Source organism: Streptomyces sp. NPDC057271, from assembly GCF_042668715.1.
GTDB lineage: Bacteria > Actinomycetota > Actinomycetes > Streptomycetales > Streptomycetaceae > Streptomyces.
On record NZ_JBHUYJ010000020.1, the window covers coordinates 23,405 to 42,678 of the forward strand.

General features: G+C 69.6%; 18 protein-coding genes. 7 read left to right on the top strand and 11 right to left on the bottom strand.

From position 1 onward, the window contains the following. From ACFUJR_RS12590 to ACFUJR_RS12640, 11 genes are all read right to left on the bottom strand, one after another. Positions 1-1,238 (bottom strand): lytic murein transglycosylase (locus tag ACFUJR_RS12590; RefSeq protein WP_383450379.1); only part of this gene is annotated, 1,238 nt, incomplete at its 3' end. Between the two features lie 6 nt (positions 1,239-1,244). Continuing rightward, on the bottom strand, positions 1,245-1,934 hold the full coding sequence (locus ACFUJR_RS12595) for a hypothetical protein (protein WP_383166949.1): 690 nt from the start codon (positions 1,932-1,934) through the stop codon (positions 1,245-1,247). Positions 1,935-2,120: 186 nt separating this feature from the next. Beyond that, complete coding sequence (locus tag ACFUJR_RS12600) at positions 2,121-2,843, bottom strand: DUF4913 domain-containing protein (RefSeq protein ID WP_383166946.1); 723 nt, start codon at positions 2,841-2,843, stop codon at positions 2,121-2,123. Between the two features lie 27 nt (positions 2,844-2,870). Continuing rightward, a complete protein-coding gene (locus ACFUJR_RS12605) occupies positions 2,871-3,890 on the bottom strand; it encodes a hypothetical protein (RefSeq protein WP_383166943.1) in 1,020 nt (339 codons plus the stop codon). Further along, complete coding sequence (locus tag ACFUJR_RS12610) at positions 3,887-4,510, bottom strand: hypothetical protein (protein WP_383166940.1); 624 nt, start codon at positions 4,508-4,510, stop codon at positions 3,887-3,889. Before ACFUJR_RS12610 ends, ACFUJR_RS12605 begins: the two co-directional genes overlap by 4 nt. Positions 4,511-4,632: 122 nt before the next feature. Further along, complete coding sequence (locus tag ACFUJR_RS12615; RefSeq protein WP_383166937.1) at positions 4,633-5,646, bottom strand: hypothetical protein; 1,014 nt, start codon at positions 5,644-5,646, stop codon at positions 4,633-4,635. After that, positions 5,643-6,266: a hypothetical protein gene (locus ACFUJR_RS12620; protein ID WP_383166934.1), complete on the bottom strand. Its 624-nt coding sequence runs from the start codon at positions 6,264-6,266 to the stop codon at positions 5,643-5,645. The genes ACFUJR_RS12615 and ACFUJR_RS12620 overlap by 4 nt, the downstream gene beginning before the upstream one ends. Before the next feature lie 122 nt (positions 6,267-6,388). Beyond that, the gene (locus tag ACFUJR_RS12625) at positions 6,389-7,393 is read right to left on the bottom strand and encodes a hypothetical protein (RefSeq protein WP_383166932.1); all 1,005 of its coding nucleotides are present in this window, start codon (positions 7,391-7,393) and stop codon (positions 6,389-6,391) included. Continuing rightward, positions 7,393-8,016 (bottom strand): hypothetical protein, encoded by a 624-nt coding sequence (locus ACFUJR_RS12630; RefSeq protein WP_383166929.1) that lies wholly within the window; start codon positions 8,014-8,016, stop codon positions 7,393-7,395. The genes ACFUJR_RS12625 and ACFUJR_RS12630 overlap by 1 nt, the downstream gene beginning before the upstream one ends. Before the next feature lie 120 nt (positions 8,017-8,136). Continuing rightward, complete coding sequence (locus ACFUJR_RS12635; RefSeq protein WP_383166926.1) at positions 8,137-8,892, bottom strand: hypothetical protein; 756 nt, start codon at positions 8,890-8,892, stop codon at positions 8,137-8,139. Between the two features lie 55 nt (positions 8,893-8,947). Further along, the gene (locus tag ACFUJR_RS12640; RefSeq protein WP_383166923.1) at positions 8,948-9,562 is read right to left on the bottom strand and encodes a hypothetical protein; all 615 of its coding nucleotides are present in this window, start codon (positions 9,560-9,562) and stop codon (positions 8,948-8,950) included. A gap of 322 nt (positions 9,563-9,884) precedes the next feature. Here ACFUJR_RS12640 and ACFUJR_RS12645 point away from each other — a divergent pair, with 322 nt between their 5' ends. The 7 genes from ACFUJR_RS12645 (at position 9,885) to ACFUJR_RS12675 (ending at position 19,164) form a co-directional block, all read left to right on the top strand. After that, positions 9,885-11,579 carry a conjugal transfer protein gene (locus ACFUJR_RS12645; protein ID WP_383166921.1) on the top strand — a complete coding sequence of 565 codons (1,695 nt, stop codon included), beginning with the start codon at positions 9,885-9,887 and terminating at the stop codon, positions 11,577-11,579. A gap of 97 nt (positions 11,580-11,676) precedes the next feature. Then, positions 11,677-11,943: a hypothetical protein gene (locus ACFUJR_RS12650; protein ID WP_383166918.1), complete on the top strand. Its 267-nt coding sequence runs from the start codon at positions 11,677-11,679 to the stop codon at positions 11,941-11,943. A gap of 73 nt (positions 11,944-12,016) precedes the next feature. After that, positions 12,017-12,580, top strand: coding sequence for a hypothetical protein (locus ACFUJR_RS12655; protein ID WP_383166915.1), 564 nt, complete (start codon positions 12,017-12,019; stop codon positions 12,578-12,580). A 7-nt stretch (positions 12,581-12,587) separates the two neighbouring features. Continuing rightward, positions 12,588-15,608, top strand: coding sequence for an ATP-binding protein (locus tag ACFUJR_RS12660; protein WP_383166912.1), 3,021 nt, complete (start codon positions 12,588-12,590; stop codon positions 15,606-15,608). Positions 15,609-15,647: 39 nt separating this feature from the next. Continuing rightward, positions 15,648-16,196, top strand: coding sequence for a hypothetical protein (locus ACFUJR_RS12665; RefSeq protein WP_383166910.1), 549 nt, complete (start codon positions 15,648-15,650; stop codon positions 16,194-16,196). Between the two features lie 62 nt (positions 16,197-16,258). Further along, on the top strand, positions 16,259-18,535 hold the full coding sequence (locus tag ACFUJR_RS12670; protein ID WP_383166907.1) for a hypothetical protein: 2,277 nt from the start codon (positions 16,259-16,261) through the stop codon (positions 18,533-18,535). Positions 18,536-18,546: 11 nt separating this feature from the next. Beyond that, positions 18,547-19,164, top strand: a complete 618-nt coding sequence (locus tag ACFUJR_RS12675) for a hypothetical protein (protein ID WP_383166905.1) — start codon at positions 18,547-18,549, stop codon at positions 19,162-19,164. Positions 19,165-19,274: the final 110 nt, after the last annotated feature.

Sequence of the window (19,274 nt, forward strand, 5' to 3'; positions counted from 1 at the left end):
ATCTTGCCGTCCGCCGGCGCGTAGATGGCCGTACCGACCGGGGCCTCCAGGTCGAGGCCGGTGTGGTAGCCGAGGCTCCACATGCTGCCGGTCTTACGGTACTTGGTGCCGACCTTGTACGTGCCCTCCTTCAGCGGCCACTGCCAGTCCTTGCCGTTCGTGGGCGCCTGGGGGGCGAGGGGTGCGGCTGCGAGGGAGATCGGTTCGGCGCCGAGCGAGAGCGGTACGGCGTCACCGAAGCCGCCCTGCGCGGCCATCGCCGTCGTGGTCGTCGCCCCGACACCGTCCAGCGGCGGCGTGGACCAGGAGCGGGGCGGGGAACTCGCGATGCTCAGCGCCTGGTTCGGCTGGGCGTTGTTGCCGACCGGCTCCGGGATGTCGGACTGCCGGCCCAGCGTCGGGAAGCTCGGGTTCTTCTCGACGGTCTTCCTGAGGTGCGCGTACCAGTCGTTGATCAGGTCCTTGTCGCCGGTCAGGTTGCCCCGATAGCGGGCGGCCTGGGTGAGGACGACGCGCATGTAGATGGTGTTGCTGGCGAGGGAACCCGAGTACGACTGCAGCGCCTTCCAGGCGTTGGTCTCGACCTTCTTGGCGTGCAGGAAGTTGGCGGCGGCGAAGGCGGCGTCGTCGATGTTGTACAGGTCCTTCCTGCCGTCGCCGTTGCCGTCGTCCCCGTAGTCCTTCCAGGCGGGGTGACCGAACTGGAGGATGCCCATGTAACCGGCGCTGTTCTTGCCGCCGGGAGCCGCCGACGGGTCCTGCCCGTACTTGGTCTCCTGGTACATCTGCCCGACGATGATCGTCCAGTCCATGCCCTCGTAGCGGGCGGCCGCGCGCATGGCGGCGAGGATCATCTTCGGGGGTATCTCGTTCCGCGCGGTCGAGCTCGGCAGGTACATCTTGCCCGCCGGGATGATCGGCGAAGTGGCCGCCGCGTCACTGGTGTTGCCGGCCTCGGCGTTGTCGCCGTAGTCGCCGCAGGCGGCTGCCGCCGAACCTCCGCCGATGCCGCCGATCAGGCCGCTGATCAGGACGAGGACGACGAAGCCGATGCCGCCGATCGGCAACATGCCGCCGGCACCGAGAAGCAGCCACAGCTTGAGGTTGCTCTTCTTCTCACCGCCGCCGCCCTGTCCGCCGCCTCCGCGTGCGGACTGGGCGACGTCCTTTGCTGCCTTCGCCGCCTTGGCGACCTTAGCGGCCTTGGCGGCGGCCGCCAGTACGGCAGGAGCGACCATCGGTAGTTACCCTCCCGCCTGGTCGGACGCGCCCACGTTGCCGAGACCGAAGATGGAGAACGAGGACACCTTCCAGCGGCCGGCACCGCTGTCCCGGACCGTGACGAGCCAGGAGTTGGTCTCCGTATCGGTGTTCCGACCGTCCTCGCTCCGGGCCGCCGTCACCTTCACCAGGCTGGAAACCGTCGTGCCGCCGTCGCGTACGAGATCGTCGGCGACCATCGCGTCGCGGAGCACGGTCGCGGTCCCGCGCGAGGCGCACTTGGCGGCCACGCACGTGTCCCAGGCCTTGCCGGTGGGGAGGGCGGTCTCCTGCTTGAGGTTCGGGTCGCCGTTGGTGAGCGCGAGCAGCGGTTCGGCCCAGGAAGCGGCGTCGTCGGTGTGCGCGTACGTGCTGAGACCGGCCATGTAGTCGGTCATCACCTTGTGCGCCTGGGCGGCCTCGGCCTCGGACAGGATGGGCTTGACTGCGCCGGCGCCACCGGCCGCGCCGTCCGAGGGCTTGTCGTCCGTGGAACCGCCGCCGGAACTCCCGCCCGGGGCGGCGCTGGTGGCGGGCGGGTTCGCGGATCCCCCGCCCGGAGTGTCGCCGTCCCCGTCGAAGACGATCAGCACCAACATGGCGCCGACCATCAGGAGCCCCAGTACCGCCAGGGCGAGTGCCGCAGTTCGCTTGTTGTCGGCAGGTGACTCCACCGTCCCGGGCCTCCCTCAGTCAGGTTGCCGGGACACGGTAGGGGGAGAGTCGGCCCGTGGCGCGCATGTTTTCCCCGTCGGGGAAAGCGCGGCGAATCGGCGAGGAAAGACGGGGAATCGGGAGCCAGGGCGGGGAGAGGAGTGTGTGCGGGAGTGGTGCAGGTTCTCGGCCGCGGGGGCAGGCCCTCAGCCGCGCAGCGGGTCCACGCTCTCGTCGTACGGCTCGACGGGCAGCGGGTCGAAGGGGTAGGCGGTGTGTCCGTCCTTCGGGGAACACGCGGCGAACGGCCCCATGTCCGGGTCCATCAGCACCCGTAGATGCGGATCGGCGTGGTGCAGCCACCACGTGGACATGCCCGTACCCGGCTCCTGTCGCAGGTGCTCCCAGGCCAGCCAGAGCGCACTCAGCCGCGCACCCGCCTCGGGGTGCGCCCACCATCGAGGGCACCAGGTGGCGGAAGAGCCGTTGATGCGGCGGCGCAGCATCGGTGCGAGGTATTCGGTGACGAAGACGAAGACGTCCGCGAAGAAGAACTCGCCCTCCTCGGAAACCGACTGCTGCTCCGGAGGCTGTGCCGCCATCACCTCGGCGAGCACGGGGAACGCCCCGAGGAGGGTCCCCAGGGCGCCCTCCCGGCGGTGAAGCTCGGCAAGCACCATTCCGGCGAGCTCGGTCCGGGCGTTCTCGTCGGCAGCCCCGTCGCCGGCCGCGCGGGCGGCGAGCAGTCGGGCCTTCCAGCCGTCCAGCTGACCACTGTGATGCTGTTCCTCCTGGGCCGAGCGGGACCCGGCCAGGAAGAACGTCAACTTCATGTGCATGGGTCCCCATGCCTTGGTCTCGGCGAAGAAGACCGCCTTCTCCGCCATGGCCGCTGCCGCACGGGCGTATTCGGTGTTGTCACTGCTCATGAGAGCTGCCTCTCCTGCTGCTCGGGCTCAGCGCTCGACGCCGGCGTGTGCCGGGGCGACGGCGGGGGCGGGCGGTGCGATGGCCGTCGGGTTGTACACGCCGTGTCCGGTGGGTCCGCGGGGGGCGGCGGGTCGGGTGGCGGGCTTGATGGTCAGGCGGGGGGTGAAGGCGGAGTCCTGCTGCGGGACCGCGCTCTGCTCGGCCCGCGCTTTGAGTTCGTCGTAGGTGTTCGCGGTAGAGAGCCGCCACATCGCGGCTTCGTGGGCTTCCCGCTGGTTGTCGAGGACCTCGATCCCGGCGAGCTTCGCGGCGAAGTCCTTCGGCTTCTTGTTCGGGTCGTAGTCCTCCATGCGTATCTGGGCCCGGTGCGGGGCATGGGCCACGAACGCGTGTATTTCCGGGGGAAGATGATCGCGCTCGGGCAGGGGGACGGGGAACTTCACGCCCTCCTTGCCGACCTTGGGACGCGCCAGGAGGACGGGCAGTTCGTCCTTGCCGAGCACTGTCCGTTCGGCGATCTCACCCACGAGGGCGACGACTGGTCCTTCCGCGGCCATCGCAAAGCGCTCGGAGAGGGTGACCCACGTCTGGTTGACGACGTTCTCGAGTTCCTCTCCATCCAGACCGTAGTCCTTCTCGAGGGTGCGCTGCATCAGCTTGTTCACGAGGCGATACGAGTCCATCTGTCGGCCCGCGTCGGTGTCCTGGAGCACCTGCATCCCGCGCGAGGCACCGAGCGCGCGCGCCAGGAAGCGGTGCTCCATGGGCTCGTGCGCTCCCTCGGGTTGGGATTCGTACGCCCAGAACGCGCGGGTGGTTCCCCTGTCCTCAGCCGTGACGGATCCCTTCCCGACTTCACGGATGAAGGACAGCAGGTCCGTGGCGGTGGACCGACCTTCGGCGTGCGCTGCCTGCCAGTCCCCGTAGATGCGGCCGGCGAGGACACCTGCCTCACTCTCGGTGGAGGGGGTGGCCTTCGTGTACTCCTCACGCAGCCTGAACGCCGTGTCGATCTCCTCCTGAGAGGGCGGGGCGTCGCGCATCATCGGCGCCGCCGCGAGCCCTCGGGAGCCTCCACGTCCAGCGCGATCGTCGAACTGCCCGGCAACTCGGTGGTCCACGTCGGAAAGGCCACGGACTGGGTGAGGATGAACAAGGCCTGGCCCGGAGGGTCGCCGACGGGCTGCCAGACGGCCAGTCGGTACGGGTTCCGCGTCTTCAGCCGGGACTCCCGCTCGCGCCAGAAGTGAGGTTCGGGAGGTTCGGGGAAGTCGGGCGCGTTCCACGGGCCGCTCCACGCGGCGGGGCCCAGGACGCTCTCGGCGGCTGCCAGGTACGCCGGCCAGGCGCTGTCGGCGCTCTCGATGAGCTCGGCGTTCTCGGCCGCAGTGGAGGCACGCAGCCGTGAGGCGTAGTGGGTAAGGCTGCTCACCGGAGTCCACAGCCCATCCGACCAGAAGGTCATCCCACCGCCAGAGGGCGTGTGCACCTTGAGGTTGCCCTCGACCGTCTGCGGCTCCCAGCCGTAGCGTCCGCACCACTCGCGGAATTCCGCCGATCCACCTTGCGGGGGTCCCGCCCAGACCGAGCCCCAGTCCACTCCGCGCAGGCCGGCCAGCTCTGCGGCGAGATCCTGAGCGGTGCGACCGGTGTTCTCCGTCAGCATTGTCTTTCCTTCGTTCTGCTCACATGGCGCGCGAGTTCGACCGTATCCCGAGTCACGTACCCGTCGACGACGTCTTTCCTGGCCGGGGACCTGCACCCCGCTTCGGCTCGGGTGTGTGCCCGTCAGAGCGCGGCGCCGGTCGGCTCCGGGGCGGGCGGTGCGATGGCCGTCGGGTTGTACACGCCGTGTCCGGTGGGTCCGCGGGGGGCGGCGGGTCGGGTGGCGGGCTTGGTGGTCAGGCCGGGGGTGAAGGCGGAGTGCTGCTGTTGCGCGGGTACGTTCTGGGCGGCGCGGGTGTTGAGTTCGTCGTAGGTGTTGGCGGTCGAGAGTCGCCAGAGGGCTGCTTCGTGTGCCTCGCGCTCGTTCTCGGGGACGTCGAGGCCGGCGAGCTTGGCAGCGAACTCCTTCGGCGACTTGTCCTTGGCATAGTCCTCCATCCGCATCTGGGACCGGAGCTCGGGATGGGCGATGAACGAGTGGATGCCCCGAGGGAGATGCTCGTTCTCGGGCAGGGGGACGGGGAACTTCACGCCCTCCTTGCCGACCTTTTCATGGGCGAGCAGGATCGGCAGCTCGTCCTTGCCGAGAACTGTCCGCTCGGCGATGTCTCCCACGAGCGCGACGACGGGGCCTGTGGCCTCCCTCGCGTACCGCTCGGAGAGATTGACCCACGCGTCGTCGACGACGGTCTTGAGTCTCTTGCCGTCCACGCCGTATTCCCGTTCGAGGGCGTTCGGCACCAGCTCGCCCTCCAGACGGTACGAGTCCATCCGCCTGCCCCCCTCGGTCTCCTGGAGCACCTGGAGTCCTCGGGACGCTCCCATCGCCCGTGCGAGAAAGCGGTGCTGGATGGGCTCGTGCGCTCCCTCCGGCTGGGACTCGTAGGCCCAGAAGGCGCGTACGCTGCCCCTGTCCGGGCTGGTGACCTCGTGCTTCGCCCCGATCTCGGCGATGAACTCCAGGATGTCCTTGGTGGTGGACCGGCCCTCCGCACGCGCCGTCTGCCAGTCCCCGTATATCCGCTGAGCCACGACGGTCGCCTCGTCGGGGGTCGACGGAGTGGCTTTCTCGTACTCCTCCTTGAGCCGGAACGCCGTGTCTATCTCGTCCTGCGTGGGAGGGGCGTCGTAGTTCAACGCTGCAGCCTCGAACCGGCGGGTGCGAAGATGTCGAGCGCGATGGTGGAGCTGCCGGCCATGTCGGTCGTCCAGGTCGGGAACGACACCGATTGGACGAGGACGAAGAAGGCTTGGCCGGGCGGGTCACCGACGGGCTGCCAGAAGGCGAGTCGGTACGGGCTGCGGGTGCGCAGGCGGCCTTCGCGCTCGCGCCAGAACCGGGGCTCCGGCGGCTCGGGGAAGTCGGGCGCGTCCCACGTGCCGCTCCACCCCGCCCGGCCCAGCACGTTCTCGGCCGCGCGCAGGTACTCCGGCCATGCAGCGTCGGCGTGCGCGATGACGTCAGGGTTGTCGGTCGGTGCGGAGGCCCGCAGGCGGGAGGCGTAGTGGGTCACCGTGTCGACCGGAGTCCACCCGCCGTTCGACCAGAAGGTGAACTCTCCGCCCGTGCGGGTGTGGACCTCAAGGTTCTTCTCGACCGTCTGCGGGTCCCAGCCGTAGCGTCCGCACCACTCGCGGAAGGCCACCGATCCACCTTGCGGGGGTCCCGCCCAGACCGAGCCCCAGTCCACTCCGCGCAGGCCGGCCAGCTCTGCGGCGAGATCCTGAGCGGTGCGACCGGTGTTCTCCGTCAGCATCGTCTTACCTTCGTTCTGTTCACTTGGTGCGTGAGCTCGACCGTACCCCGGGTCGCGTGTCAGTCAACGACGTTTTCCCTGGCCAGGGCCCTGCAGTCGCTTCGGCTCGGATGCTTTTCCGGTCAGAGGCCGACACCGGTCGGCTCCGGGGCGGGCGGTGCGATCGTCGGGTTGTACACGCCGTGTCCGGTGGGGCCGCGGGGCGCGGCGGGGCGGATGGCAGCCTTGGTGGTCAGGCCGGGGGTGAACGCGGAGTGCTGCTGCTTGGGTACGTTCTGCGCGGTGAGGGCGTTGAGTTCGGGGTAGGTGTTGGCGGTCGAGAGTCGCCAGAGGGCTGCCTCGTGTGCTTCGCGCTGGTTGTCCGGGACATCGAGGCCGGCGAGCTTCGCGGCGAAGTCCTTCGGTGACTTGTCCGCGGCGTAGTCCTCCATGCGTATCTGGGCCCGGTGCGGGGCATGGGCGATGAACGCGTGGATGTCCGGTGGGAGATGGTCGCGCTCGGGCAGAGGGACAGGGAACTTCACGCCTTCCTTGCCGACCTCGGACCGCTCCAGAAGGATGGGTAGTTCGTCCTTGCCGAGTACTGTCCGTTCGGCGATCTCGCCCACGAAGGCGACGACCGGCCCTTGCGCTTCCCTCGCGTAGCGCTCAGAGAGCTTGATCCACGTGTCGTCGACGGTGGACTTGAGCTTCTCGCGATTCAGACCGTAGTCCTCGACCAGGACGTCCTGCATCTCATCGGTCTCCAGGCGGTACGAGTCCATCTGACGTCCACCGTCCGTCTCCTGGAGCACCTGGAGTCCGCGAGAGGCCCCGCATGCCCGGGCCAGGAAGCGGTGCTGGATGGGTTCGGGCGCTCCCTCGGGCTGGGACTCGTAGGCCCAGAAGGCGCGCACGCTGCCCCTGTCCGGGGACGTGACGGATGCGTTGTCGCCGATGTCCTTGATGAAGGCAAGCAGATCGGGCGCGGTGGTGCGCTCCTCGGCGTGCGCCGTCTGCCAGTCGTCGTAGATGCGGCCGGCGAGCACGCTCGCCTCTTCCGCGTTGGAGGGGGTGGCCTTCGTATACTCGTCCCGAAGCCTGAACGCCGTGTCGATCTCCTCCTGGGTGGGAGGGGCGTCGTACATCACGGGCGCCGCCGCGAGCCCTGGGGCGCCTCGACATTCAGCGTGATGGTCGAACTGCCGGGCATGTCGGTGGTCCACGTCGGGAACGACACGGACTGCTTGAGTACGAAGAAGGCCTGGCCGGGCGGGTCACCGACCGGCTTCCAGAAGGCCAGTCGGTAGGGGCTGCGAGTTCGCAGCCGAGCGTCTCGCGAACGCCAGAACCGTGGCTCGGGCGGCTCGGGGAAATCGGGCGCTTCCCAGGAGCCGCTCCACACCGCTGGGCCCATGACGTTCTCGGCCGCTGCCAGGTACTCCGGCCACGCTGCGTCGCAGAGCTCGACGACCTCGGTGTTCTCGGCGGGTGAGGAGGCCCGGAGGCTCAACACGTAGTGGGCCAGCCTGTGAACCGGGTGCCACATGCCGTCCGACCACAGGGTCAACTGCCCCCCGGTGCTTGTCAGTACGTCAAGGTTCCCTTCGACGGTCTGAGGCTCCCAGCCATACCGTCGGCACCACGCGCGAAACTCCGCCGATCCGCCCTGCGGTGGACCCGCCCACACAGAGGCCCAGTCCACGTCCTGCAGTCCCGTCAGTTCGCCGGCCAGGTGCTGGGCCGTGCGACGGGTGTTCTCCGTCAGCATTGTCTTTACCTTCGTCTGCTCACTTGGTACGTGAGGAGGACCGTACCCCGGGGCGCGTACCGGCCGACGACGTCTTTCCTGGCCAGGGCCCTGCCCTGCTTCGGCTCGGAAGTTCCCCGGTCAGAGCTCGGCGCCGGTCGGCTCCGGGGCGGGCGGTTCGATGGCCGTCTCGTTGTACACGCCGTGTCTCGTGGGGCGGCGGGGCGGGTGGCGGCCTTGGTGGTCAGGCCGGGGTGAAGGCGGAGTGCGGCGCGGCGCCAGGAACTCGACCGGAGCCAAGAGTTCGAGCTGCAGAAGGGACCCGCCGGGCGCCGTCGTCGTCCAGGTCGGAAAGGACACCGACTGGCTCAGCACGATGTGGGGACGCCCCTGGGCGTCACCGGCAGGCGCCCAGTGCGCGAACTGGTACGGCCGGCGGCTCTCGAGCCGGAACGTCCGATCGGGCCAGTACGAGGGGTGCGGGGGCTCGGGAAAGTCCGCCGCGTCCCACGGGCCGGTCCAGGTCGGCGCACCCAGCACGGACTCGACGGCCTTCAGGTAGGCCGGCCAGTCCTCCGCGGCGCGGGCGAGGAGGGCGCCGTTCTCGGACGGGTCACCGGCCTTCACGTGCCACGCGTAGTGATTCACACTCTCGACGCCCCAGAGCGTGCCCAGTCCGATCGTGAGGTACGCACCCGTTCGGGTGCGCACGGCCACGCTCTCGCGTTCGTGGACCGGGAGCTCGTACTCCCAGCCGTACGAGTCGAACAGCTCCCGGAACTCCGGTCCTCCAAGCTGTGGCAACCCCTGCCATGCCGGGATCCAGTCGACCGCCAGTTCGTCCTTCAGCTCGGCGACCAGGTCCTGAGGGGTTCGCCCCGTGGCCTCTGTCAGCATCTCGATTCCTTAGTTCGATCCACTCACTCGATACATCCGCTCGACCGCAACCCGATCACGTCAGGAAGATCCCGAGAAGCAGCAAGGCCGCGACCACGCCGCCCATGACGTAGCGGGCCTTCGGGTCCTCGCGTTCCCACAGGTCGTGGACCATCGCCCAACCCGTCAGGCGGGCGGCTCGGCCGTCGTGGACCCACGTGGGCGTCGAAGTCGCGTCGGGTTCGTCGTCGGCCGGGTCCAGGTCGCCGGTGATCCCCTGCTGTTCCTGGGCCACCATCACGAGACCTTCGAGGAGTTCGGGCATCGTGTTCGGGGTCAGGGGGTACGAGACCGTGCCGAACTGGGTCTGGAAGCAGAGGCGCGACTGCCAGGGGTTGCCGGGTTCGTAGCCGTCGATCCAGGCGTGCTGGGCGTCGTACGTCGGCGTGGCCGGGGCGGCGGGCGCGGCGGGTGCCTGCTGTTGGGGCGTCGCCGGCACGGAGGGCGCGTACTGCTCGGGCGCCGGCGGGGCCGGGGGTGCGTACTGCTCGGCCGCCGGCGCGTACTGCTCGGGCGTCGCTGTGGCCGGCGGTGCGTACTGCTGGGGTGTCGGCGCGGCGGGCGGCGCGTACTGCTGGGGCGTCCCCACCGGGTACGGGGTCTGCTCGGGTCCTGCGGTCTGGTCGCTCAACTCTCGTCCTTGGGAGGGTCGGGGACGGTTCGGGCGCGCCCGATGAGCGGGCAACCCCCGCATTGTGCCGAGCCCGCAGCGTGGGGGACCTCCTTGGGGCCCGGGGAATCCCGCAGGGCCCCCGGAGCCTGCCTGTGAACCCGCTCCGCTTTCCTCGTTCTTCCTCGCCCGGACTCCTCGTTTTCCTCGACGAGGAAAACGAGGAGTCGTTGTCCGGTCCGTTTGCCACACTGCCCACCGCACCTGGCCTCACCAGGGCCCGCCGCGCCCGATCCGGCGGCCGGGGATCACACGGGATCACACGCGGGGGGAGACCGAGCCGATGACGGACCACAACAGCCCTGCCGGCGGTGCCGGCGGGAACCAGCCGCCCGCCCAGCCCGGGCAGTTCGGGCCGCCGAACACGCCCGCGGGGCAGCAGCCGCAGCAGCCTCACCAGGGTCAGGCGCCGCAGGCGCCCGGGCCGTACGGGTATCCCGCCCAGGCAGCCCCCGCCCAGCAGCAGATGGCGTCCGAGGCCGCGCGTGCCCAGGTGGCCGCCGCCTGGACGCGACGCGCCCCGCAGGCCGCCGTGCCGCCCGGCGAGGCCGCCGTACCGACTCTTCCGCCGCGCCAGAACAGCCCTGCCGCCGGCGCCGCGCAGAGCAAGAAGGACCGGCGCGAGCAGGCGCGGGCCGAGCGGAAGGCCGCGTACGAGGCGAAGAGGGCGGCGAAGGAGAACCGTAAGGGCGGCGGCTCCTCCGGGCCCAGGCCCGCGACCACGGCCTCGTCCGTGCCCACGGCCGGGCCCGCACATATGCCTGCGTCCGCCCACGCGCCCGCGTCTGTCGGAACCTCCGGCCCCGCCGCGCATTCGTCCCCCGGTGCCGGGTTCGACATCCCCCGTCCCGGCGGCCGGCTGCCCACGCAGGGCCGGCGTACCCACGTCGCGCTGCGCGCCACCCTCCTCTTCACCACCTGCGCCTTCGCACTCGGTTCGTGCGGAGTCGTCGGTCTCGCCATCGGCAAGTCCTCCAGCGCGCCCACGGCCGCGCTCGACAAGAAGGACGTGCAGAAGTACCGGCTCACGGAGTTCCCGACCCGGTCCGCCGCCACCTTCGCCGAGAAGTACGCGACGCTCTGTCTCACGTACGACCCGAAGAACGCCGACCAGCGGCGCGACGAGCTCGCCCGCTACACCACGACCGGCGTCGACCGCGAGTGCGGCTGGAACGGCCAGGGCACGCAGACCGTCACGGGCGCCGCCTGGGACGGCAGCGTCGAGGACCTGCCCGAGTACGGGAAGAACGGCCGCTACCTGGGAGTCCAGGTCACCCTGTCGACCGGGCGCGTCACCACCGTCTCCGTACCCGTGTACGTCGCGAACCCGGCCGCCGGTTCGGGGCTCCGGGTCGTCGGCGACGTGGGCGAGATGCCGCTGCCCGTCCGCGGCACCGCGCCCGAGGTGGACCGGGACGCCGAGATCATCGACGACACGCTCTCGGACCAGCTCAAGGCGCAGGTCCTGCCGGGCTACTTCACGGCCTGGGGCGCGTCCGACGACACCGCGATGTCCCGCTTCACGACCCCCGACGCCACCGCCGCCGCGACCACCGGTCTCGCCGGCGCCCTGGCCGCCCCGACGGTCCAGACGGTCGAGGCGCTCGCCCCGGCCGGTACGGAGGACGGCGACCAGGCCACGTACAAGTACGGGCAGTCCGTGCCGGTGCGTGTGGAGGTCGTCTGGGACGGGGCCCGTACCGAGAACGCGACCGGCGAGCCCACGACCACGGAGGTCAAGCGCTCGTACCGGCTGACCGTCGTGAACACAGCCCAGGGCTGGTTCATCAAGGACGTCCGGGGCGCCGTCCTCGACCCGGCGGGCGGACAGGGCGACGCCGACGCCGACGCGCCGAGCGCCACTCCGTCGCCCGGGGAGTCGACTCCGTCGGTCGGCGCGACCACCACGCCACCGCCCGCCACCGGCGCCGCCAAGCCGCCGGCTACGAAGCCGGCGACGACGAAGCCCAAGCCCTGACGGGCCCACGGGACGATTCGTCGCCCGTCCCCGATTCCTCTTCTCAGCTATCCAGCTCCGCTCTTCCCCTCACGACCCCAGAACGAAAGGACACCCCATGTACCTGGCAGCGACCACGCTGGAGGGCATGTTCGGCGAGATCCAGGACATCCTCCGCAGCGCCGGAACGATGGTCGCGGTGATCGCCCTGCTCATCCTCGGCATCCGCATGCTGATGTCCATGAAGCGCGGCGACGGCATGCGCGAGGCCTTCCAGGGCTTCGGCATGATCGCGCTGGCCGCCCTGATCATCGGTGGCGCGACCGGCCTCGCCGGTGTGCTGATCGGTCTCGGTGGCCAGATCGGTGGCGGCGGCGGTAACTGAGCCACGCGGCCGGGACCGAGCCGTCCCGGCCCTCCGAGGGGCCGCGGCCGTCGAGAGAGAGGGGGAGTGACCGATGGCGCAGGAAGTACCGGGCGAGCCGGAGCCGATGGTCGCCTACGACCACACGGATCTGCTCAACCGACCCAAGCGCATCTGGAACTGGGGCAACATCCCCCTTCCCGGACTGCTGCTGCCCGCGCTCGGCGCGGCGTTCGGGTTCGGTGTGGTGTGGATGATCACGCTGCTCTCCCTCTCCGCCTTCGTACCCGTCCTGGGCATGTCGGTGCTGACGGCCGTGCTCTACGTCGGGCCCCCCGTCGGCGTCTACTTTGTCTGGGGCCGGCCGCTCCCCTCCGCCCTCACCCTCAGCCAGCAGCTGGTGGTCTGGGCCGACTACTGGTGGCAGCCCAAGCGGCTGCAGGGCCTGAGCGCCGACCGCGAGCCGGAGGAGCTGCACTGGCAGGTGATCCTCTGGCAGCCGGGCGCAAGGCGCTGGCAGCAGAGTTACGAGCAGGCGCTGGGCGAAGCCGCGGCGCACGGTTCGTCGTACGCCGCCGAGGGACCGCCGATTCCCGCGCCCACGGCGGGACGTGTGCCCGCCTCCACCGCCGTACCCTCCTCCGAGACCGCAGGATGACGACTCCATGTTCATGATGATCCTTCTGGGCGGGGCGGTCGCCTTCTTCGTGATCGCCATGATCATGGCCGCCAGCTCCTCCAAGGCCAAGGGCGCCAACGGGAACCAGGGCGGGGGCGGGAAGCAGGGCTCCGGCTCGCGCGGCTCCTCCGGCTCCGGCAACCGCGGGCGGTCCCAGGGCGACCGGGCGCAGGCCCGGCGCGAGGAGATGCGTCTGCCGTACCGCTACGCCGACGACATGATCTTCGTGCACGGCGACTCGGTGTGGACCGGCATCGTCCTGCCCACCTCGATCGACGAGTACCTGAACGCCACCGAGCTCCAGGCCATGGCCGAGGCGCCGGCCCGCGCGCTGCTCAACCTCGCCCGCGGCGACCGGAACGTCGAGTGCCACTACCGCAAGGTGTACCGGCCGATCACCGCCGTCGGCTGGGCCGAGGAGCTCAACGCCGTCGCCTGGGACCCGACCGAGAACTACAAGGCGTACAACTTCCGCAAGGCGGAGTACCAGGAGCGCATCGGGGCGATGCGCGAGCGGAACATCCTGCTGGTCAAGCTGGGCTCGCTCAAGCGCGGCTCCGGTGACGGCAGCGGGGTGCTGCCCGGCGGGGACGACCCGGTCGAGGACCTCGCCCTGTCCCGCGCCCTGACGGGTACGGCCGACAAGGCTGCGGCCGCCGCGACCGGTGTGCACGGGGAGTACCTGTCACCGGTCCTGCTGGCCCAGTGGACGCAGGTCGCGCGCGAGGTGCACGAGAGCCTGGAGAGCCTCGGCGGTACGCCGCTGGCCCGCGAGGAGCTGGTCTGGCTGATCCGCAAGCCGCTCCACGGCGACCTGCCGGTGCCGCCCGAGCCGGTGCTCGGCTCGCGGTCGTGGGGGCCGGACCAGTTCGATCTGGTGGTCGACTTCTCCGGCGAGAACCGCAAGACGCACATCGTGCTGCACCAGTACGACGAGGTCACGGGTGAGCAGCACACCAGCTACACGACGACGCTGGTCGCCGCCAACTGGCCGACGGAGACCCGGTTCCGGCAGTCGACCGCCTGGGCGCGGTACGCGGCGCAGAACGTGGAGTTCCCGGTCGAGATCGACATGCGCTTCACCCTCATCCCGTACATGAGGTTCAAGGACCGCGCCGGGAAGATCAGCGGCAACCTCCTCGACGAGATGAACGACATGGCGAACTCGGGCCGTTCGCCGGACACCAAGCTCGCCAACCAGGTCACCCGCGCCCAGCACCTCGTGGACGACATCGAGGAGCACAAGATGCCGGGGATGGAGGCGCAGATCCGTTTCACCATCTCCGCGTCCGACCCGACCGAACTGGAGCGGCGGCGCCGCATCCTGGAGATGCAGTTCAAGCAGGACCTCAAGGTCACGCTGCTGCGCCCGACGCGTCAGCAGTGGCGGCTGCTCCAGTCGCAGCTGCCGGGCAACGCGCCGAAGCTGCCCATCGCGCCGTACCTGCGGCTGCAGGAGGTGGAGCAGCTCGGTGCCGGGCTGCCGACGGCCGGTACGGAGCTGGGCGACAACCCCGAGCAGCGGTCCGGGAAGAAGCTCGGCTGGGTGGGCAACCTGGTCGGCTGGGCGGGCAAGATGCCGGTCCACTACTCGCTGCACGTGGGCCCGGCCCGCAACGACGGCGGTGGCCTGGCCATCGTCGGCGCGTCCGGTGGTGGTAAGTCGTCTCTGGCGCTGCAGAAGTTCTACGAGGAGTCGGAGTCGGGCGTCCGCTGCCTGGTCATCGACCCCAAGACGGACTTCGCGCAGCTCTGCTACTACCTGGGCTTCGGCGCCCAGGTGAACGACCCGGAGTTCGCGGCGGACGCGGAGCGTGGTGTGCTCGGTACGCCGGAGAGCCGGTTCCAGCCGGTGAACCCGGAGTTCTGGGCCGAGACGGAGGTCGTCGACCTCCTCAAGGGCCAGGCGGGCGTGCTCGACCCGTGGGTGATCGCGCGCGACGTGCCGTCGGGCCGGCTGCTCGCCGAGTCGATGCTGCGGGGCTTCCTCGGTGACGAGGACTACCAGCGGGTGCGGCTGCCCGTCATCGAGGCGATGGCGACGGTCGTCGGCTGGTACAACTCGGCCATCCGGCAGGCGACGGAGCAGGGCCTGAGCGCCCGGGACGCCGAGGCGCAGGTACCGCGGCCGACGCTGTGGAGTGTCGTCGACGAGGTGGTCCGGGCGTACGACCACGCGATCGCGACGAACGACCGCGAGGCGGCGAAGGAGCTGAAGCTCGCGCAGATGCTTCTGACGGAGCTGCGGACGCTGCCGTACGCGCGACTGGCGTTCGCGGAGACGCCGCAGACCCTGTCGGCGATGCGCAAGCGTCGAACGGTCATCACCCTGCGCGGTTTCCAGTCGCCCGCGGCCTCCGACCCGCGCAACTGGAACCCGGCCGAGCGGCTCGCGGCGACGGCCCTGATGGCGGTCGTCGAGCTCGGCAGCCAGATGCTCGACGTCGGGTACGAGAAGAACCCGGTGACGGGCGAGATCGGGCTGCGTCCGAAGGCGCTGTTCGTGGACGAGGCGTACGTCGTCACGGCGACGGAGAGCGGCCGGGACCTGATGCGACGGGCGCTCAAGCAGGGCCGTTCGTACCTGGCGGTGACGGTACTGATCACGCAGCAGGCGATCGACCTGGTCCAGATCGAGGACTCCGAGGCGCGCAGCGGTGGCGCGAACCAGATCCACACGGTGTTCGCGTTCAAGCAGAAGTCCGCCCAGGAGGCGTCACTTGTGGCACCGTTGCTGGGCCGTCCGGAGTCGGACGCGAAGGTGGTCTCCGCTCTCCAGGAGCTGCGCACGGGTGTCTGTGTGCAGCGGGACGCCGACAAGCGGGTGGGGACGGTGGCGGTGGACCTGGTCTTCAAGGAGATCCTCGCGGCCACGGACACGAACGGCACGACCCGCCCGTCGCGCCAGGGCGTGAACCCCCCGCTGAGCGTCTGGGACTGGACGTTCCTCCAGGAGACGAACGACCTGGACCCGAAGCCGGCAGCGGAAGCCACGGCCGCGGTCTGACCCGCCTCGGCCCACCCGAATCGACCCAAGGAGAAGCACATGCGCCTGTCCAAGACCCTCGCAGCCGGAGCCGTCGCGCTGACGGCGTTGGTGACGCTGACGGGGTGCGGTGGTGACAGCGGCGGCGGCCAGGAGGGCTCGTCGGGCACCGACGGTCCGCTGAGCAAGTTGCCGAAGGCGACCACGATGGCCGATGTCCAGAAGGCCGTCGTGGAGCGCGGTGAGGACTGCAGCCCGCTTGAGAAGAGCCGCGAGGGACACTCGTACATGAAGGACGAGGCCAAGGACCCCGCCTGGGGCATCCAGGAGCGCGCCGTCTGCTTCGACAGCGCGGGCAGTTCCGTCACTGTGCTGCTCATCGGTGACATGACCAAGTTCCAGGAGTCCTTGGCCAAGGAACGCGGCACCTTCACGATCGGTCAGAACTTCGCTCTCGCCGGCGAGGCCGAATCCTTCGGTCAGACCCTGAATCGGAACGGTCTGCACACGTTGTCATGCGACCAAGACAAGCGTGATGACGTGCCCAGCGGCTACGAGATCCATGAGGGTCTGGTCAAGCCCTGCTTCACGACGAATTACAACGCGTAGCCGCTCCCCGTCCCGGAATCCCGGACCCCGGAAGGAAATCGATACCCGTGCGCCGTAGGGCCATGTCACGCGGAACCCGTACTGTTCCCCGTTCGCCGGGCGGCCTGGTGCGCGGTGCCGGGCGGGTCGTCAGAGCTGGCCTGTTCCTCGTCTTCGCGTTGGTCGCGCTGACGCTCTCCGTCCCGAACACGGCGCAGGCCATCGACCTCAACCTGAGCTGCAAGATCACCGGGGACGACGGCTACAGCCACGACAACCCGGGTGCGAGCGGCGAGTCCATCATGCCCGCGGTCAATCAGTGGGAGGAGACGGGCCAGACCGGCGAGGACATCAACGACACGAGGGGCATGGTCACCGGGGCGGTCAAGCTGCCCAACAGCCCCGACCGGTACACGTTCTACGAGATCAACGGCATGCGGGGTCTGAACTGGACGACGACCTTCAAGAGCCGGATGGACGCGTCGGTGCCCGACGGCAAGTCAGGCAGCGGCGCCGACGACTGTTCGGTCATGGACTTCGTCAACAATGGCGTGGCCAACATGGTCTTCAACGGAACGAAGATCCTCTCGCGCGCGGCCATCTCCATCAAGGAACTGGCGTCCAACCCGAGCCCCCTCCGGGGTCTCTACGAGGGACGCAACGATGCCGTGACGACGCTGCAGAACAACGTCTTCATACCGGCCGTGCCCGTCATGATCGTGCTCACCGGTATCTGGGTGTTCACCAAGTGGCGTGCGCAGCAGATGCGCGAGGTCTGGTCCGGAGTCGGATGGGCCTGTCTGACGACGATCGCCGTCGTCACTCTTCTCGCCGGTGGCGGCGAGAAGAGCAATTATCACAAGGTCATTGACCAGGCCGACGCCGGCATCGCGAACTTCAACTCGATGCTGGCCGAGGCGGCCCTCGCGGGTGTCTCCGGAAAGATGCAGTCGCCCTGCGACCTCGCCGAAACGGAGTCGAAGAACCGCGGGCTTCGCGCCTCGAGCTGCGCGATGTACGACACCCTCGCGTTCCGGCCATGGGCCCTGGGGCAGTTCGGCGAGAACGGTACGAACTGCATCTTCCGCAAGGACGGTGGCGCCAAGCTCAACAAGGGCGCGTGCGAGTCGAGCAGCGGCGAGTGCGACTACGGCCGAGGTGCGCGCTGCGACGACCTTCGGGTCAAGCAAGCCGTGGCGCAGTCCACGACCAACTACGACCAGTACCCCAGGAAGGGCGATCCGAAGACAGGCGACAAGGAGGAATCGCACTGGATGCCCATCCGCATGGACATCGCGGGTGGTGAGAGGGACGACATCCCGGACGAGGACGACCTTCCCAAGGACCAGAACATCTACCCGGTCCCCTTCGGTGACTGGGCCGGCCACAACGCCGGCGGCCGGGTCGGGCTCGCCTTCTACTCCCTGATCGCCGCCCTCATCGTCGGCATCATGGTCATCGTGCTCAGCGCGCTCACACTGCTATGGCACGCCGTGACCCTGATCCTCATCATCCTGCTCCCGCTGGTCGCCACGCTCGGCATCCACCCCTCCCAGCAGAAGCTGCTGAAGGGCTGGCTGCAGACGTTCATCCACAGTTTCGTGCTGCGGGCGGGCTTCGGAGTCATCCTCACCATCCTGCTCGTGCTGTACCAGATGATCCTGCCCGCCCGCATCCCGCTGGGCATGCAGCTCCTCATGTTGCTGCTCGTCACCGTCGCCGTCGTGATGATGCTCAAGAAGCTCATCTCCGGGGAGTTCGGCCCGCAGATAGCCGGCGCCGCCAACCTGGGCGTCGGGGACATGCCGGGTGCCGTCACCGCGAAGGCCGCGCCGATGGTGGGGGCTGCCGGGAGGACCGCAGCTGCGGGCACGGGGCGTGTCGCAGGCAGTGTCGCGCGCGGAATGGACAATGCGCTGCTCAACGGACGGCTGCGGAAGGGCGGCTGGATCTCGCAGAACAACTCCCAGCGACGGCAGCGCAAGACCGCTCGCGAAGCCCGCGTCATTCACAACGAATCGTTCAAGGACGCGGTCGAGAAGAGGGACAACAGGGAGAGGGAAGCCCAGAACTCGGCGGGCGCCTCGTCGGCCGCGGCCGGGCAGGAGCAGGCTGGCCGCCGTACCGGCCGCGTCAGCCAGGGCAACACCACTCCGCCTCAGGCCGCCGACCCGACCGTGGCGCCCGCGCCCGTGCCGCAGCAGCAGCCGACGCCTCAGGCCGCGCCTCAGGCCGCCCCGCCGAGGCCGTCGCGAGTGCAGCCGACGCAGCAGCCCGTGGCGCAGCCGCCCGCGCAGACGCAGCCGCCCCAGTTGCCGCCGCAGCAGCCGCCGCGTGACGGCAACCGGATGCCCCGATAGGAGGCCAGGCCATGTCACGAACCGGCTCGGTCGCCGACGGACTGCGGAGGCTCGTCCGGCAGGAGAAGAGTGACGCCTGGGCAGTCAAGCTGCTGCCCAGGCTCGTCTTCGGGCTTGCGGGCGCGTACACGCTCTTCGTCCTCGCCTCCTCCAGCATGAGCTCGTTCATCACGATCTGCGCGCTGCTCGCGCTCGGCCTGCTCGTGTTCCTGCTGCGACGCCGTGGGCAGTTGCTGCTCGGGCTCGGGGCGACCGTCCTGACTGCCGCCTTCGCCGGGTACCTCGCGGCCGTCGGGAACATCGCCCGGGGCGTGGCGGACGGATGGCTCAGTGGGCAGGCGGTGTTGGGGCACTGGGCGCTCGCCGGGATGGCGCTGCTCGGGGCCTGGATCGTGAAGGAGCACCCCGGGCGGCGCGGGCTCACCGTCGTTCTCGCCGATGTCGTGATCCTTGTGGCGGCCGGGGTGGGGACCGTCGTTCCCCAGGTCGCCGTGCCCCTCGCGTTCGCGGGGGTCGTCGTGGTGCTCATGTTCCGTGGCGGCGGGGGCGCCGCCGCGGGGCGCTTCGCGCGGCGTCTGGTAGGCCGCTTCCGCCGTTCTTCGGGTGACACCGAAGTGAACGGTTCGTAGAGCCGATGGATGTTCAGAAAGCATTTCGGCAGGTCGGTTACAGTCTGGAACAACTTTGCGGTCGCCATTTGCACTGTTCTAGAGTCCCCAGGTATCAAAAATTGCCACGG

Coding starts and splice junctions, on each gene's coding strand:
- ACFUJR_RS12660 (WP_383166912.1), top strand. CDS start 12,588: ATGTTCATGATGATCCTTCTGGGCGGGGCGGTCGCCTTCTTCGTGATC.
- ACFUJR_RS12600 (WP_383166946.1), bottom strand. CDS start 2,843: ATGAGCAGTGACAACACCGAATACGCCCGTGCGGCAGCGGCCATGGCG.
- ACFUJR_RS12620 (WP_383166934.1), bottom strand. CDS start 6,266: ATGCTGACGGAGAACACCGGTCGCACCGCTCAGGATCTCGCCGCAGAG.
- ACFUJR_RS12625 (WP_383166932.1), bottom strand. CDS start 7,393: ATGTACGACGCCCCTCCCACCCAGGAGGAGATCGACACGGCGTTCAGG.
- ACFUJR_RS12650 (WP_383166918.1), top strand. CDS start 11,677: ATGTACCTGGCAGCGACCACGCTGGAGGGCATGTTCGGCGAGATCCAG.
- ACFUJR_RS12645 (WP_383166921.1), top strand. CDS start 9,885: ATGACGGACCACAACAGCCCTGCCGGCGGTGCCGGCGGGAACCAGCCG.
- ACFUJR_RS12610 (WP_383166940.1), bottom strand. CDS start 4,510: ATGCTGACGGAGAACACCGGTCGCACCGCTCAGGATCTCGCCGCAGAG.
- ACFUJR_RS12605 (WP_383166943.1), bottom strand. CDS start 3,890: ATGATGCGCGACGCCCCGCCCTCTCAGGAGGAGATCGACACGGCGTTC.
- ACFUJR_RS12635 (WP_383166926.1), bottom strand. CDS start 8,892: ATGCTGACAGAGGCCACGGGGCGAACCCCTCAGGACCTGGTCGCCGAG.
- ACFUJR_RS12630 (WP_383166929.1), bottom strand. CDS start 8,016: ATGCTGACGGAGAACACCCGTCGCACGGCCCAGCACCTGGCCGGCGAA.
- ACFUJR_RS12670 (WP_383166907.1), top strand. CDS start 16,259: ATGTCACGCGGAACCCGTACTGTTCCCCGTTCGCCGGGCGGCCTGGTG.
- ACFUJR_RS12675 (WP_383166905.1), top strand. CDS start 18,547: ATGTCACGAACCGGCTCGGTCGCCGACGGACTGCGGAGGCTCGTCCGG.
- ACFUJR_RS12655 (WP_383166915.1), top strand. CDS start 12,017: ATGGCGCAGGAAGTACCGGGCGAGCCGGAGCCGATGGTCGCCTACGAC.
- ACFUJR_RS12665 (WP_383166910.1), top strand. CDS start 15,648: ATGCGCCTGTCCAAGACCCTCGCAGCCGGAGCCGTCGCGCTGACGGCG.